Genomic DNA, 13,533 nt, shown 5'->3' with positions numbered 1-13,533 from the left:
TCCAATCAGTGGTTTAAGAAGTTGATGGCTGAATGGTGCGCCTTCTCAGTTAATTTGATAATCCGTTAAATTCGGCAATGTCTCTACCAAAAAACGGAAAGGTGGCCCATGGATCGTTTGGAAGCCATGTCAATGCTGGTGGCCGTCACCGAAGCGGGTAGCCTTTCCGCAGCGGCACGCGCTCTGCAGGTGCCGCTGGCCACGCTCAGCCGCAAGATCACCGACTTGGAGGCGCGGCTGGGTGCTCGGTTGTTGATCCGCACCACACGCAAGCTCACCTTGACCGATGCCGGCGTGACCTACCTCGCGTCCGCCCGCCGCATCCTGGAGCAAGTGGAAGAGGCCGAGCGCACAGCCGCCGGTGAATTCACCGAGCCCAAGGGCGAGCTGGTCATCACCGCGCCCATCATGTTTGGCCGCCTGCACGTGTTGCCTGTGGTAGCCGAGTTTTTGGCGGCTTTCCCCGAGATCCAGGTGCGCCTCATGCTCGCCGACCGCAACGTCAACCTGGTGGACGACCACGTCGACATGGCCGTGCGCATCGGCAAGCTACCCGACAGCGCCATGGTCGCCACGGCCGTGGGCAGCATGCGCTTGGTGACGTGTGCCAGCCCGGCACTGCTGGCTGCACATGGGGTACCGTTGGAGCCTGCAGATCTGGCGCGTTTCCCGTGTGTGACGGTTGATGTTCTGCAGACGTCCCCGAGCTGGCGCTTCCGCCATCCGAACTCAGGCGCAGCTGTCGACGTACACCTGCAGCCCCGTTTAGCGGTGACCACCACCGAAGCCGCAGCAGAAGCCGCGAGCCTGTCCGTGGGCGTCACGCGGTTGATGCACTACCAAGTGGTGGATTCGATTCAGCGCGGCAAGCTGCAGACCATTTTGGAAAGCTACGAGCCCGAGCCCTTACCCGTCAGCCTAGTGCATGTTTCGCGCGGCCAGATGCCGCTGAAGATGCGGAGGTTTCTGGACTTTTCGGCGCCTCGGTTGCGGGAGGCGATTGAGGCTGTGGCTCGGCCGTCGTGAGGGCTAGGGCGTGCGCTGGGTGAACCGAAAGTCGCAATGGCTCGCGCCGCCAGCCAAGGTTTGTGTTCTTTCCAGGTGGATGCCGCGCGCCGCGTAAGCGACGAAGTCAAGGCCACAGATGTTCGGCAAGATTTCGGTGTCGCCATGGTGGGCTGCAAACTTGCAAAAACCGCAGGCCTTGTAGTTGATGCCAAAGTCAAAGTGGTCATCCGGGCCGGGTTCGACAAAGTCGTAGACGAAGTCTTCGGGAAACGCTTCACGATGGTTTGCCGTGCTGCTCATGGCCGCCTGCTCACGTATCAAAGCCTGGTTCTCTGGCGACATGAATTGGCGCCCGGCGGCCAGGCGCTCCGCTTCGGGTGCGGTAAGTAATTGCGCCTTGTAGGTGTCGCGCTCGATCTCGCCGATCACCGGCAGCGGTACGCCATGCCGCGTAAGCACGCGGCTGATGGCCATGAAGCCGATGAGCCGCATGAAGAAGTCGCTCATGCGGCTGGCCGTGCCGCCGACATAAGGCATTTGGGTGAGCACCGTTTCGAACTCGGCCATCACCTCTTGTTTGAGGTCATCGGTATTCGACAGATGCGCAAGCTGGCGCAGCATTGACTCGGCAAGCTCCAGCCTCTGGCGCATGGCGGCCGTCATGGCTTCGCGATGCGATTCGTAAAAGGGATGAATGTTTTCAGCCATGGGGTGCCTCGCAACGCATTGAGCCTAATGCAAACGTACCCGGCAAACCATGGCGAAAGCCCCGCTTCTGCGGGCATCGACATCGGCGCGGCCTTCGTACAGGGTTGGGGCCAAATTGCCCATGGTTCAGGCAAAAATGTCTTGAAAAAAAGTAGCTCCGTCGCTTATCCAGAAAGCGTGGGAAGCTTCGCTATTGATAGCAAGTACTCTCTGGCGAAATCATGCCAGTACGGCGGAATCGCTCTCCCGCTCAAGCCTTCACTTCCACCACTTGTTCGAAGCCGCCGAAGATCATGCGTTTGCCGTCGAAGGGCATGGGCGGGTTGCCGGGGGCCGACGGGTCCATGCGCGGGTCTTCCATCATCTTCTTCATGCCGGCGTCGCGCGTGGCCTTGTCCGGCCATTCAACCCACGAAAAGGCCACGGTCTCTTCGGCAGTGGCCTGTACCGCGCGCCGAAAATCGGTGACCTTGCCATCGGGGACGTCGTCGCCCCAGCCCTCAATCACACGGATCGCGCCGAGCTCCAGGAATAGCGGGTCGAGCTTGCGGGCATGCTCGATAAACTTTTGCTTGTTGGCGGTGGGAACGGCAATCACGAAACCATCGATGTACGACATATCTTCTCTCCGGAGAGGTTGAGCAGTTGGCGCCATGAGAGCGCCTCGTCATCTTGCAACGATCTTTCGACGACCAACAGCATGCCCAATCGACATGGCCTGCAATGCCCGGGCGCCGTAGCACCTGGGCAGGCAAATCAGTCGATGGCCAAGGTCAGGCCAAACCGCTGCTGAGGGTCGCCAGCAGGCGCGTCCACGCGCGCTCAGACTGGGCCGCGTCGTAGACCCGTGTGTCGGGCGGGCACCAGCCGTGGGCCGCTGGGTACACCTCCACCTCGGCAGACAGCTTTGCGGCCTCTAACGCGGTACGCAGCGCGTTTTTGTCCTCGGGCTGTTTGGTGTCGTCGTTCTCGGCAATGGCGATCAAGTAGCGCGCCTTGGTCTGGCCCACCAGCTTATGCGGGCTGTCGGGCGCGCCGGTCACCATGGCGGCGCCATGGAAGGTGCCCACAGCGCCGATGCGGTCGGGTGCCACGGTAGCGGTGCGCACCGCAATCGGCCCGCCCATGCAATAACCTGTGGTGCCGAGCTTTTTCGCCTTGTCCACTTCGGGTTGGGCGTCGAGCCAGGCCACAAAGGTCTTGCCGTCGCTCAGGTGCATGGCTGGCGTCAGGGCCTGCATCAGCGGCATCACTTCTGCTATTGGCGTCTGGCCGCCTTGACCTGCGGTGGGCGCCTTCTTTTGGCGATAGAACGGGTTCACCACCAGCACGCTGTAGCCCGATTCGGCCAGCCGCTTGCCCATTTGCCGGAAGGCCGGGCGCAGGCCAAACACGTCAGGCCACACCAGCACGCCGGGCGCAGCGCCCGATGCGGGGGCGACATAGTACGCGTCGCATACGCCGTCTGGCGTGGTGATGGTCACCTCGCGCTCGGTCACGGCTGCGGCGTTGGCCACACGGGGCAGCACGGTCAGCAAGCCTGCCGATGCCGCCCACGTGCCGAAGTCGCGGCGTGTGTACTTGTTGAGTTCTTCCTGGTCGTTCAGATCGCACATGGTTGGTTTACCTTTTTAGATCAAATTACAGGGCAGCTTATGCCATGAATTGGCCCGACCAGCAAGCAGGAATATGCAGTGTTGAGCGCTCACTCGGCTGCCTCAAAGTCCGGCATCTTGAAGCGTTTTTGATTCAGGTCATCCATCGGGCCGTAGTAGCGGAACATCGGCATAGGCCGCTTGCCAGAGGTCGGGATCCAGTTGGCCTGAAGACCCTCGGGTGCCTTAGGGCCGACATAAATCGTTGTGCTGCCATCGGCGTTCTTGGTCATCTTGTCGAGGTCGAAAGATGAAAGCGTGGTGCGGTTGCTTTCGCTGTAGATGAACGAGAACGTGGCACGGTCATACACCGTCAGGGCCCAGAACTGTTTGACTGGCACATTGGCCGGCACGTTCACCTTGTAGAGCTTTCCAGCATCCAGAGGCTTGCCATTTTTGTCGGCCACGGCCACGGTGTATTGCGTGGCAGGTGTGTCGCTCAACTGTTCGGGCACATAGGTGCACCAGGCGTACTGAGCAGCACGTGCAATGATGTCCACACGGTCTTTGTAGTCGAACGTGAAGCGGCGGTTGTCGTCGGTCTGCATCAACGACGCGTAATTGCGGTCGGGCCAGAACAGCTTGTCTTTAGGAAAGTTGTCGAACACGCCTTGCAGGTAATACCAGGCATCAATCGCGCCCTGGCGCATGGCACGCTTCGTTGTCTCATCCGGCGCGAACGGCTTGCCGCGCTCGATACCCAGGCTCTTGAGCATGCCCATCATCAACTTGTCTTGGGGGCGTACGGGCTCGACCGTGAAGATGTCGTAGATGTCCTTGAACATGCGCTCGTCGTAGAACGGCAGGGTGGCGTAGCGGTCGTTGATGGGGTCGATGAAGCGTTGCTTGGGCGGGCTCTTGGCTTCAGACAAGTAGTACATGCGCAAGCGCTTGGCATACGCATAGGCGTCGGCTGTGGTTTTGCCCGGCACCGGTACAGAGCGGAAAGCAAAGGCGACGCGGTAGTTGGGCGATGGGATGTGGATGTAGCCCGCCGGAATGGCGCCTTTGTAGCCGGGCGGCGTCAACAGGTACTTGCCGCCCTTGCCTTTGTCCTTGCCCGAAGGCCCCACATCGGCAATGGTGAGTTGCCAGGCGTCGACGATTTGACCGTACACGCTGCCGTCGGCGCCGGCGGCAGGAATTTCCAGCACGGCAGGTCCTTTTTGCAGGTCGGTAAACGCCGTGATGTAGGGCGTGGTGCTGTTGGCGGTGAGCGCTTCCAGCTTGGGTGTGGCCGGGGCGCTGTACGAAATGATGTCGTTGTCTTTCAGGCCCAAGTCATCAAACGCTGCGCCGCGAAAGCGGTAGATGGCGGCCGCAGGAATGGCCCAGAGTGTGGCCTCGAAAGCACGCTGGTATTTGAGTTGGTAGTCCAGGTCTTTCACCGAGGCCTGCATGCCCTGCGGGGGCTGCCCACCGAAAGGTTCTTGACCCTGTTGGGCGAAGGCGGAGGCTTGTACGCCGAGGGCGAGCACCGCGCTCATGACCAGTCGGCTTGCCATCTCACGTTGGGTTGCATGCTCCATGAATGACTCCTATGAGAGCGTTACGCTGTTTACGGCACCGCATCAACCTGTGGCAATGGCCATTGACCCTCAAGCACCTTGGGTTGCGGCTGGTACAGACGCAAAATCAAATAATAGTTACCGGCAGGCGTGGGCACCCAGTTGGACGTGTTGTCCGGCTTTTCGCGCTGCAGCGTGAGGGTGAATGAACCGTCTGGCTCTTGCACCAGCCCTGGGGTGTCAGAGCCAAATTTGTAGCGCTGGATGGGGTTCTCGATGAGCATCTTGTCATCTGCGTTGTAGACGGTCAGCGACCAGAATGCGTCCACAGGCGGTTTGGAAGAAAAGCGGACAGCGTATTTCTTTTCGCCCGTTAAAACCTGCCCCTTGCTGTCGGTGTAGCGGATGGGGTACATCGCTTCACGCTCACCCTGGCCGCCCAGGTAGGGGCCGGCCACAGCGGCACGCAGAGGATAGTTGTAGCCGAAGCTGTCCAGCCCCTTGACCCAGCTCCAGCCATTGCGCAACTCCGAAGTGCCCACCACGGACGCGACCGCCACCGACGGGGCATCTTGGATGGCGCGGCGCATTCCGCGCAGCGCTGGCTCGCTGAGCTTACTGGCATCAAAACCCTTTTCGGTCAGGCCTATGCGCGCGAACTGACCGAATAGCGCTTTTTCTTGTGGGCGAACCGGGTTGTCTTTCAATGCCGCCGCCAGTTGGGTGAAAAGCCCGAACTCATTTCCCTGGATGTCTGGAAGCGGCGCCAAGGTCTTGCTCGGATTTTGTTTGCCATTCAGCGACTTGACCGAGAACTTTTGCGACAGCGCAACCACCTGCGCGCCGTCTTCCCCTTGTTTGGACTGCAGTCGGCCCCAGAGCCATACCTTGCTGGTGGTGACGTCCAGCCGCTTGGCATCCTTGGGCAAGGCACCTTTCCAGCCGGGGGGAACCAGCACAAACTTGCCGGCCTTGGTTCCCGTCACCCGGCGGCCAACATAGTGCTCAAGCTCCTGCCACATGTTGAACACGTCGATGACGTAGTAGCGGTCATGTGTGTCTGGTACGGTCAGCACATACGGTTGGTCTAGGTCGACCACGGTACTGGTGTACAGCGTGTCGTTGTTGGCCGTTGGCATGTCTTTGGCTGCAGGCGTGGCCAACACACTGGCCCAACCCATTTGGTTGAGCGGCGCGCGATAACTGGTGGGCGGGCGCGGCGACTGCACCTCAACATACTCGCGCATGACGCGCTCCATGCGCACCAACGGGTACCCCCATATGTAAGCCATTACGGCCAGCGAATAGGCATCCGCTTCCGTGCCTTTTTGCACCACGTCAGGTGTGGAGCCCAAGGTGAGCACCGGGTCTTCATAAGCGGGTGCAGCCATGCCAGCGGTAGATGACAGTGCCATCGCCAGAGCGGTGCACAGTGCGGCAGGAAGCTGGGCAGTCCGAATACATTTGCGCATGATTTAGTCTTTCGTAGATAAAGTCTTCTACTCAATACCCGCGCCACTCTAGCGCACAAATGTGGTCAGCGGCGTCATATCGAAACGCAACTCCTGCAAGGTCTTGCTGCATACAACGTGGGCACCTGTCAGCGTTCCCAGCTTGTTATGCTCCACCACCCATGAGCCTCGCCCCTAATTCCTCCTCCCGCCTCATCCTCTTCAACAAGCCCTACGGCGTGCTGAGCCAGTTTCAGCCCGAAGGCCGCTGGCGTGGTTTGAAGGACTTCATCGACCTGCCAGGTGTCTATGCCGCAGGCCGGTTGGATGGCGACAGCGAGGGGCTGCTGCTGCTCACCAACGATGGCAAGCTGCAGGCGCGGATTGCCGACCCGCGCTTCAAGATGGCCAAGACCTATTGGGCGCAGGTGGAGGGTGTGCCGGACGAGGCGAGCCTAGTCGCGTTGCGCCAGGGCGTGATGTTGAACGATGGCCTGACGCGGCCCGCAGAGGCGCGGCTACTGTCTGAGGCGCCCGCGTTGTGGGAACGTGACCCGCCGATTCGTGTGCGGCAGAGCATTCCCACGGCATGGCTGGCCTTGACCATCAGCGAAGGCCGCAACCGGCAGGTGCGGCGCATGACGGCGGCGGTGGGTTTTCCTACCTTGCGGCTGGTGCGCGCGGCAGTGGGGCCTTACACGCTGGGTGGGTTGGCGCCTGGCACTTGGCAAGACGCCCCCATCAACCTCTGAGCTTTATCGTCCCCAGCGCAGCACTACGGGGTCGAGGCGGCGGGCCACTTCCAGCAAGCCTTTGCGCACCTCGGGGTGCATGTTGGGCCACGGGTGGCGCGGAGCTTCGCAGGTGATCACGCCGCCTTCTTTCATCAGCGCCTTGGCCGCCAGGAAGCCGGCTTGGCGGTTCTCGTAGTTGATGAGGGGCAGCCAGCGCATGTATTGCTCCACGGCTTCTTCGCGGTTGCCGGCGAAGTAGGCGTCGGTGATGCGGCGAATGCCGTCGGGGTAGCCGCCGCCGGTCATGGCGCCCGTGGCGCCTGCGTCCAAGTCGGCCAGCAGGGTGATGGCTTCTTCGCCATCCCACGGGCCTTCCACCGCCGCGTCGGCCAGGCGGATCAGCTCGCGGAGCTTGGAGGCGGCACCGGCGGTTTCAATCTTGAAGTAGGCGACGTTCTCCAACTCGGTGGCCATGCGTGCCAGGAAAGCGGGCGACAAGGGCGTTCCGCTGGCGGGCGCGTCTTGCACCATGATCGGGATGGTGAGCGCGTCGGACAGTTGTTGGTAGAAGCTGTAGATCTGCGGCTCGGTGACGCGGAAGGTGGCGCCGTGGTAGGGCGGCATCACCATCACCATGGCCGCGCCCATGGCCTGTGCGCGGCGCGAGCGTTCCACACACACGTGGGTGCTGAAGTGTGTGGTGGTGACGATGATGGGCACACGACCGGCCACGTGCTCCAACACTGTGCGCGTGAGCACTTCGCGCTCGTCGTCGCCTAGCAAAAACTGCTCGGAGAAGTTGGCCAGAATGCAGATGCCTTGCGAGCCGGCGTCGATCATGAAGTCGATGCAGCGCTTTTGGCTTTCCAGGTCGAGCGTGCCGTCTTCTTTGAACGTGGTGGGGGCTACGGGGAACACGCCCTTAAAGCGCGGAGTTTGTCGAGTGTGTTGGGTGCTCATGTACAGGTCTCGTCAGATGTTGTGAAATGCGTGCGGATCAATGCGAGTGGCGCGGCACATCCGAGCCACGGCAGCCCACCAGGAAGTCGAAGTCGCAGCCTTCGTCGGCTTGCAACACGTGGTCGACATACAGGCGCTCGTAGCCGCCTTTGCGGCCACGCGGTGCGGCGTCGGTCAGGGCGGCCATGCGCGCGGCAAGTTCTTCGTCGCTGATGTCGAGGTGCAGGCGGCCACCGGCGCAGTCGAGCTCGATCCAGTCGCCCTGGCGCACCACGGCCAGCGGGCCACCGGCGGCGGCTTCGGGCGCCACGTGCAGCACCACGGTGCCGTAGGCGGTGCCGCTCATGCGCGCATCAGAAATACGCACCATGTCTTTGATGCCCTGGCGCAGCAGCTTGGGCGGCAGGCCCATGTTGCCCACCTCGGCCATGCCGGGGTAGCCGCGCGGGCCGGCGTTCTTTAGCACCATGACGGAGTTGGCGTCCACGTCCAGGTCTTCGTCGCCAATGCGCTTTTTGTAGTCGTCAAAGTCTTCAAACACCACGGCGCGGCCACGGTGTTGCAGCAGGGCGGGCGTGGCGGCCGATGGCTTGAGCACCGCGCCGCGTGGCGACAGGTTGCCGCGCAAGATGCGGATGCCGCCATCGGCGATGAGCGGATTGTCGAGTGTGCGGATCACCTCGTCGTTGTAGTTGGGTGCGTCTTTCACGTTGTCCCACAGGCTGCTGCCGTTGACGGTGAGCGCATTCGGGTGCGGCAGCAAGCCGTTTTCGCCCAAGCGGCGCAGCACGGCGGGCAGGCCACCGGCGTAGTAGAACTCTTCCATCAAGAAGCGGCCCGAGGGCATGAGGTCAACCAGCGTGGGCGTGCCGCTGCCAATACGCGTCCAGTCTTCCAGCTCCAGGTCGACACCGATGCGCCCGGCAATCGCCTTCAAGTGGATGACGGCGTTGGTCGAGCCGCCAATGGCCGCGTTGGTACGGATGGCATTTTCAAACGCCTCGCGTGTGAGAATCTTCGACAGCGTGAGCCCTTCCTTGGCCATTTGCACCGCACGCATGCCCGACATTTGCGCCAGCACATAACGGCGCGCGTCCACCGCCGGAATGGCCGCGTTGTGGGGCAACGAGGTACCCAGCGCCTCGGCCATACAGGCCATGGTGGAAGCGGTGCCCATGGTGTTGCAGGTGCCGGCGGAGCGGCTCATGCCGCCCTCAGCCGCCAGGAACTGGTGCAGGTTGATCTCGCCTGCCTTCAGCGACTCATGCAGTTGCCACACGGCTGTGCCCGAGCCAATGTCGCGCCCTTCGAGCTTGCCGTTGAGCATGGGCCCACCGGTGACCACGATGGCCGGAATGTCGCAACTGGCCGCACCCATCAGCAGCGCGGGCGTGGTTTTGTCGCAGCCGGTGAGCAGCACTACAGCGTCAATGGGGTTGCCGCGAATGGCTTCTTCCACGTCCATGCTGGCCAGGTTGCGCGTGAGCATGGCGGTGGGGCGCAGGTTGGACTCGCCGTTGGAGAACACCGGGAACTCAACAGGAAAGCCACCCGCTTCAGAGATGCCGCGCTTCACGTGCTCGGCAATTTTGCGGAAGTGGGCGTTGCACGGTGTCAGCTCCGACCAGGTGTTGCAGATGCCAACGATGGGGCGGCCGTCGAACTCATGGTCGGGGATGCCTTGGTTCTTCATCCAGCTGCGGTACATGAAGCCGTTTTTGTCGGCCGTGCCAAACCATTCGGTGGAGCGGAGTTTGCGTTTCGGAGTGTCAGACATGGTGTGGGGTGTCGTTGGAAAAAACTAGTCGGAAAATGTGTGGGAAGCGTTAGCGCCGAGGTGCGGCGGCCGTGAACACACGTTGCAGCAGGCAGAACACAAACAGCAGGGAGCCCACCACGATGCGGGTCCACCACGAGCTGAGCGTGCCGTCGAAGGAAATGAGTGTTTGGATGATGCCGAGCATCAGCACGCCAAACAGCGTGCCGGCCACGTAGCCCACACCGCCCGTGAGCAGCGTGCCGCCAATGACAACAGCGGCAATCGCGTCCAGCTCCAGGCCCACGGCGTGCAAGCCGTAGCCCGAGAGCATGTAGAAGGTGAACAACACACCGGCCAGCGCGGCACAAAAACCCGAGAGCGCGTACACGCTGACCAGCGTGCGCCGCACCGGCAAGCCCATCAGCCGGGCGGACACTTCACTGCCACCAATGGCGTACACCGTGCGGCCAAACGGCGTGTAGTGCGCCACGAAGACGGCGGCCAGTAGCACGGCGAGCGCAATCAACGCGCTGGCCGACACGGAAGCGTCTTCCCACAGCGGCACGCGGATTTGCGAGATGGCCGAATAGCTTTCGTTGGTGATGCTGATCGAGTCGATGCTGATCACATAACAAAGCCCGCGAGCCAAAAACATGCCGGCCAGCGTGACGATGAAAGGCTGCAGCCGGTAGCGCTCAATCAAGTGGCCCATGAAGGCCCCAAACGCCGTGCCCATCAGCAGCACCAGCGGAATCACCACCCACGGGCTCCAGCCGCGGTGCTCCACCAGCGCAGCCGACACCATGGTGGTGAGCGCAATCACCGAGCCGACCGACAAGTCAATGCCGCCGGTGAGCACCACAAACGTCATGCCCACCGCCACCACCACCAGGAAGGCGTTGTCGATCAGCAGGTTCAAAAACACTTGGGCCGAGAAGAAGCCGTCGTAGCGCAGCGAGCCGAAAGTGGCGACCACCATGAACAGCGAGATGGTGGCGGCCAGCGGCCAATACTTGGGGTCGAAGCGCGTGCTGCGCGTGGGTGTTGGCGTCGGCATGACGGGCGGCACCGTTGGGGGCGTGACCACAGGTTGGGGCATGGTGGCGCTCATGAGGGGATACCTCCTGTCCCGTTGTTCTGTCGTACAAACAGAATGCGCAGCGAGGTGCGGAACTCGGCCGACTGCAGCAGCATCACCGCGAACACCACCACGGCCTTCACCACCAGGTTGATTTCGGGCGGCACACCCAGCGAGTAGATGGCGTAGGTCAGCGTCTGGATGATGAGCGCGCCGATCACGCTGCCCACCAGGCTGAAGCGTCCGCCGGTCAGCAGCGTGCCGCCCAGCGTCACGGCGAGGATGGCGTCCAGCTCCAGCAACTGGCCAGCATTGTTGCCGTCGGCACTCTTCACGTTGGAGCTGATCAACAAACCCGCAATGCCCGCACACAACCCGCACACCGCGTAGGCGCCGAGCGTGAGCCGCCGTGCCTGGATGCCGGCCACACGTGCGGCCGAGGGGTTGATGCCCACGGCCTGGATGAACAAGCCCAGCGCCGTGCGCGTGGTGGCCAGGTACAGCACGGCAAACACGGCGATGGCAATGAACAGTGAGAACGGAATGCCCAGCAAGAAGCCGCCGCCGAAGAAGAAGTAGGGCTTGTAGTACACGGTGACGATCTGCCCATCGGTGATGAGCTGCGCCAGGCCGCGCCCGGCCACCATCAAGATCAGCGTGGCGATGATGGGCTGCATGCCCACGGCGGCCACCAGCGTGCCGTTCCACAGGCCGCAGACCAGTGCCACGCCAAGGGCTGCGCTCACCGCCATCCACAACGGGAAGCGGCTGGTCTCACCATCTACCGCGCCGCCAATCATCCACGCGGCAGAGGCGGCGGCAATGGCCACCACGGCGCCCACCGAGATGTCGATGCCGCGTGTGGCGATCACCAGCGTCATGCCCAGCGACACCACCACCAAGGGCGCGGCGCGGTTCAAGATGTCGATGAGGCTGCCGTAGAGGTGGCCGCTGCGCCATTCCAGGTGCAGAAAGCCAGGGTTGAAGGCGGCGTTGATCGCCAGCAGCAACAGCAGCGTGAGCACCGGCCAGGCCAGGCGGTGCTGCAGCAGGCGGCCCATCAGCGAGGTGACGGGCGCGGCCTCAAATTGCAGGGGAGGCTTAGGCGAGGTCATGCGGTCTCCGTGGCCATGTGTGGGGTGGTGGTGTGTTCTGAGGCAATCAGTTGGTACACATCGTCTTCGCTGCTGCCCGCAGGTAACTCGCCCACCTTGCGGCGGTCGCGCAGCACCACGATGCGGTGCGCCACCCGCACCACTTCGCTCATCTCTGATGAGATGAACAACACTGCCATGCCGGCTGCGGCCAGGCGCTGGATCTGGTCCATGATTTCTTGCTTGGCCGCCACGTCGATGCCGCGTGTGGGCTCGTCCAGAATCAACAGGCGTGGCTCGGTGGCCAGCCAGCGCGCGATGATCGCCTTTTGCTGGTTGCCGCCCGACAGCAGGCCAATGGGGGTTTCAACGTCTTTGGTTTTGATGCCCAGCGCGGCGACAAACTTTTCGGCCAATGCCGTTTGTTCGTGCAGCGGCAAAAAGCGGCGCGTACCCATGCGCGCCTGCAGGGCCAGCACAATGTTTTCGCGCACCGAGAGTTCGGCCACGATGCCGTCGGTCTTGCGTTCTTCGGGGCACAGCGCCAGGCCGTGCGCAATGGCTTCAGAAGGGTTGCCAAAGCGCACCACCTGGCCGTCGATGCGCAGCGCGCCACGGTCGGGCGCTTCCAGGCCAAACAACAAGCGGGCCAGCTCGGTGCGGCCCGCGCCCAGCAGACCGGCCAGGCCAACGATTTCGCCGGCGCGCACTTGCAGGTCAACTGGGTGCAGCAGCGCCGTTTGGCCCAAGCCTTCGGCCGACAACAACGCCGGTGCGCTGCTGTCGACGGCTTGCGGTGCTTGTGTGCGTTCTTGCTGTGCTGCCAGTTCGCGGCCCAGCATGGCGGCAATCATGGCCGAAGGCGTGAGGTCGCGGGCCAGCCACTCGCCCACCCAGGCGCCGTTGCGCAGCACGGTGATGCGATCCGACACCGCGTAGACCTGGTTGATGAAGTGGGTGATGAAGACAATCGCCAGGCCATCGGCACGCAGCTTGCGCAGCACTTCGAAAAGCTTATTCACCTCGTCGTCGTCGAGGCTGGAGGTGGGTTCGTCCAGCACCAGCACCCGCGCGTTGACACCCAGCGCACGTGCAATGGCCACCATCTGCTGCACCGCCACCGGGTAGCTCGACAACAGCCGCGTCACGTCGATGTGCAGGCCAATGCGCGCCAACAGCGTGCGTGCTTGGGTGTGCACTGCTGCCCAGTCGATGCGGTAGCCCTGCAGCGCCCCGCAGCGTGGAAAACGTCCGGCAAACACGTTCTCGGCCACCGACAGGTTAGGGCAGAGGTTGACCTCCTGGTACACGGTGCTGATGCCCAACTGCTGCGCCTGCAGCGGCGACTGCAGTTGCACGGTCTGGCCGTCCAGCGTCATGCTGCCGCGTGTGGGCGGGAACACGCCCGTCAAGATCTTCACCAGCGTGGACTTGCCCGCGCCGTTTTGCCCCATCAGGGCGTGGATCTCACCGGGCATGAGCCGCAGCTTGGCATCGCGCAGCACCTGCACGGGGCCGAAGCGCATGTCGATGCCGGAGAGTTCCAGCACGGGGGACGGCGTTGTGCTGGTGTTCATG

At 62.6% G+C, this 13,533-nt stretch carries 12 protein-coding genes; 2 read left to right on the top strand and 10 right to left on the bottom strand.

Annotation, left to right across the window (positions count from 1 at the left end):
- The first annotated feature begins 108 nt into the window (after positions 1-108).
- Entirely contained in the window at positions 109-1,026 is a 918-nt protein-coding gene (locus ACPWMG_RS21920; protein WP_483301627.1) for a LysR family transcriptional regulator, read from the top strand.
- Between the two features lie 3 nt (positions 1,027-1,029).
- Here the strand turns inward: ACPWMG_RS21920 and ACPWMG_RS21915 are convergent, their stop codons facing one another.
- From ACPWMG_RS21915 to ACPWMG_RS21895, 5 genes are all read right to left on the bottom strand, one after another.
- The gene (locus tag ACPWMG_RS21915; RefSeq protein WP_483301626.1) at positions 1,030-1,716 is read right to left on the bottom strand and encodes an L-2-amino-thiazoline-4-carboxylic acid hydrolase; all 687 of its coding nucleotides are present in this window, start codon (positions 1,714-1,716) and stop codon (positions 1,030-1,032) included.
- A 250-nt stretch (positions 1,717-1,966) separates the two neighbouring features.
- Positions 1,967-2,335, bottom strand: a complete 369-nt coding sequence (locus ACPWMG_RS21910; RefSeq protein WP_483301625.1) for a DUF1428 domain-containing protein — start codon at positions 2,333-2,335, stop codon at positions 1,967-1,969.
- 154 nt (positions 2,336-2,489) lie between these two features.
- A complete protein-coding gene (locus ACPWMG_RS21905; RefSeq protein ID WP_483301624.1) occupies positions 2,490-3,332 on the bottom strand; it encodes a dienelactone hydrolase family protein in 843 nt (280 codons plus the stop codon).
- A gap of 89 nt (positions 3,333-3,421) precedes the next feature.
- Positions 3,422-4,900, bottom strand: coding sequence for a DUF1254 domain-containing protein (locus ACPWMG_RS21900; protein WP_483301623.1), 1,479 nt, complete (start codon positions 4,898-4,900; stop codon positions 3,422-3,424).
- Positions 4,901-4,929: 29 nt separating this feature from the next.
- Entirely contained in the window at positions 4,930-6,351 is a 1,422-nt protein-coding gene (locus ACPWMG_RS21895) for a DUF1254 domain-containing protein (protein ID WP_483301622.1), read from the bottom strand.
- A gap of 161 nt (positions 6,352-6,512) precedes the next feature.
- Between ACPWMG_RS21895 and ACPWMG_RS21890 the strand changes: the two genes are divergently transcribed.
- Positions 6,513-7,082: a pseudouridine synthase gene (locus ACPWMG_RS21890; RefSeq protein WP_483301621.1), complete on the top strand. Its 570-nt coding sequence runs from the start codon at positions 6,513-6,515 to the stop codon at positions 7,080-7,082.
- A 3-nt stretch (positions 7,083-7,085) separates the two neighbouring features.
- Here the strand turns inward: ACPWMG_RS21890 and ACPWMG_RS21885 are convergent, their stop codons facing one another.
- From ACPWMG_RS21885 to ACPWMG_RS21865, 5 genes are read right to left on the bottom strand one after another with little or no spacing between them, the layout of a single operon-like run.
- The gene (locus ACPWMG_RS21885; protein WP_483301620.1) at positions 7,086-8,024 is read right to left on the bottom strand and encodes a dihydrodipicolinate synthase family protein; all 939 of its coding nucleotides are present in this window, start codon (positions 8,022-8,024) and stop codon (positions 7,086-7,088) included.
- 37 nt (positions 8,025-8,061) lie between these two features.
- On the bottom strand, positions 8,062-9,801 hold the full coding sequence (locus ACPWMG_RS21880; protein WP_483301619.1) for an IlvD/Edd family dehydratase: 1,740 nt from the start codon (positions 9,799-9,801) through the stop codon (positions 8,062-8,064).
- Positions 9,802-9,850: 49 nt separating this feature from the next.
- On the bottom strand, positions 9,851-10,840 hold the full coding sequence (gene yjfF, locus ACPWMG_RS21875) for a galactofuranose ABC transporter, permease protein YjfF (protein ID WP_483305304.1): 990 nt from the start codon (positions 10,838-10,840) through the stop codon (positions 9,851-9,853).
- A 50-nt stretch (positions 10,841-10,890) separates the two neighbouring features.
- Positions 10,891-11,922 (bottom strand): ABC transporter permease, encoded by a 1,032-nt coding sequence (locus ACPWMG_RS21870; RefSeq protein ID WP_483305303.1) that lies wholly within the window; start codon positions 11,920-11,922, stop codon positions 10,891-10,893.
- Positions 11,923-11,972: 50 nt separating this feature from the next.
- Positions 11,973-13,532, bottom strand: coding sequence for a sugar ABC transporter ATP-binding protein (locus tag ACPWMG_RS21865; protein WP_483301618.1), 1,560 nt, complete (start codon positions 13,530-13,532; stop codon positions 11,973-11,975).
- Position 13,533 lies beyond the last annotated feature (1 nt).

The sequence above is a fragment of the Hydrophilobacter chitinilyticus genome (genome assembly GCF_049860745.1).
In the GTDB taxonomy this organism is placed as follows: Bacteria; Pseudomonadota; Gammaproteobacteria; order Burkholderiales; family Burkholderiaceae_C; genus Rhodoferax_B.
This window is presented reverse-complemented; position numbering and strand designations above follow the sequence as displayed.

Excerpts from the sequence above, each read along its gene's own strand:
- ACPWMG_RS21885 (WP_483301620.1), bottom strand. The coding sequence starts at position 8,024 with ATGAGCACCCAACACACTCGACAAACTCCGCGCTTTAAGGGCGTGTTC.
- ACPWMG_RS21910 (WP_483301625.1), bottom strand. The coding sequence starts at position 2,335 with ATGTCGTACATCGATGGTTTCGTGATTGCCGTTCCCACCGCCAACAAG.
- ACPWMG_RS21920 (WP_483301627.1), top strand. The coding sequence starts at position 109 with ATGGATCGTTTGGAAGCCATGTCAATGCTGGTGGCCGTCACCGAAGCG.
- ACPWMG_RS21890 (WP_483301621.1), top strand. The coding sequence starts at position 6,513 with ATGAGCCTCGCCCCTAATTCCTCCTCCCGCCTCATCCTCTTCAACAAG.
- ACPWMG_RS21865 (WP_483301618.1), bottom strand. The coding sequence starts at position 13,532 with ATGAACACCAGCACAACGCCGTCCCCCGTGCTGGAACTCTCCGGCATC.
- yjfF (WP_483305304.1), bottom strand. The coding sequence starts at position 10,840 with ATGCCGACGCCAACACCCACGCGCAGCACGCGCTTCGACCCCAAGTAT.
- ACPWMG_RS21895 (WP_483301622.1), bottom strand. The coding sequence starts at position 6,351 with ATGCGCAAATGTATTCGGACTGCCCAGCTTCCTGCCGCACTGTGCACC.
- ACPWMG_RS21905 (WP_483301624.1), bottom strand. The coding sequence starts at position 3,332 with ATGTGCGATCTGAACGACCAGGAAGAACTCAACAAGTACACACGCCGC.
- ACPWMG_RS21870 (WP_483305303.1), bottom strand. The coding sequence starts at position 11,922 with ATGGGCCGCCTGCTGCAGCACCGCCTGGCCTGGCCGGTGCTCACGCTG.
- ACPWMG_RS21900 (WP_483301623.1), bottom strand. The coding sequence starts at position 4,900 with ATGGAGCATGCAACCCAACGTGAGATGGCAAGCCGACTGGTCATGAGC.
- ACPWMG_RS21880 (WP_483301619.1), bottom strand. The coding sequence starts at position 9,801 with ATGTCTGACACTCCGAAACGCAAACTCCGCTCCACCGAATGGTTTGGC.
- ACPWMG_RS21915 (WP_483301626.1), bottom strand. The coding sequence starts at position 1,716 with ATGGCTGAAAACATTCATCCCTTTTACGAATCGCATCGCGAAGCCATG.